The 1,286-nt window shown below is 53.8% G+C and carries 2 protein-coding genes; both read right to left on the bottom strand.

Annotated elements, in window-relative coordinates; genetic code table 11:
* Nucleotides 1–83: 83 nt before the first annotated feature.
* Nucleotides 84–482, bottom strand: a complete 399-nt coding sequence (locus RE6C_RS27780; RefSeq protein ID WP_236618577.1) for a hypothetical protein — start codon at nt 480–482, stop codon at nt 84–86.
* Between the two features lie 226 nt (nt 483–708).
* On the bottom strand, nt 709–1,286 hold a 578-nt coding region (locus RE6C_RS27775; protein ID WP_236618576.1), incomplete at its 5' end, for a hypothetical protein.

Genomic DNA, 1,286 nt, shown 5'->3' with positions numbered 1-1,286 from the left:
TTACGGTTCAGCGGGGCCGCGCGAACGACTCACCACTTCAATAAAGTCAACTCGCGGCCTCCGTTGCAACCGATGGTTCTGCCTCATGGATCGTCAAATGCAAGTCGCAGCTCGAACTCTGCAGGATCGTCTGCAGGATACACCTGCACGCTCTTCCGTCCGCCGCGCAGGACCCAGTCGCCAGGTGTGATCGCACCGTCCTCTTTGACACTGAAGGTCCCTGCACCTGACAAAGGATCGTCCAGTATCCCGCGAGCCACAGTATTACGATCTAGCCAACAATATTCAATCTTGCGAGCTTGTTGGTTGCGACGCAAAAGGAGAGTGATCGTTGATCCGCCTTCGACCGAAGAACCGCCCCCGCGAGTTGTCTTGCCATCGACGATCGCATCGAAGGTAAGAAAATACCCGTCAAGCTCTGCCGGAATATCGATAGTGTACCGGCTTGCGTACAAGAGCTTCGTAAGTTCTTCATTGGACAAATGGGAATCGAAAAGGATTTGTCGAATGAGCGGATGAACGAACACGGTGTAGATTGGAGGCCACCCCACCGCGACGAGCAGGACAGCGAATAGAGTCAGCGATCGTCGAGTCCTGCGTTTCAATGCGTCAGTCTTCTATTGGGCAGAACGACACGCATCAGCGGGCCGGCGCGAGATGCATTGACTTCAAAACCGATCCGACCGCCGGCTCCGTTGCATGCGATGGTTATTTGGCTTTCTTCTCGGGAGCGTAAATTGGGCCACTGAGAATCTCAGTCTTGTTTGATCCAGGATATGTTTGTTTGATGCAAGCCACGCCATTCTCGTCGACGCCAATAATGTCCCCAGTGGGAAGCAAGCTTGGATCGTATAGTCTCGGTCTGTGATGGAAGTCAGGGTTCTGGCGTTTCTTGGCTATCATGTCGGCAAGCTCTCGCTGTAATTTCTCCGCGGTCTCCAAATCCATTTGAGCGGTGATGGCAGTAAAGTTTTCGGTTGGATCGTAGAGCCGTAGCATCACGCGTGAATCAGCAATTGGTTGGGCTTGCAAGTCGTATCCCGCGACGGAGGTCTCGACGCTCCATTTGAACCGTGACGGAATCGCAACGACGCCCGTGTCGTCAGCGTGCAGAGCTTTCGTGAATAGATGGTAGGAGTTGCCAGAACGGTCGTTATCGGAAGTGGGCGGTGCAGCGAAGACCGCAGTGAGCACTCCACAAGCCGCGACAAGCGTGACAGCGATGGAATTGCGAAAGGACTTCATTAGGTGACTCCATTCGAGATAGGGGCTTTTGCCAAATAACG

Source organism: Rhodopirellula europaea 6C, from assembly GCF_000338295.1.
Classification (GTDB): domain Bacteria; phylum Planctomycetota; class Planctomycetia; order Pirellulales; family Pirellulaceae; genus Rhodopirellula; species Rhodopirellula europaea.
This window is presented reverse-complemented; position numbering and strand designations above follow the sequence as displayed.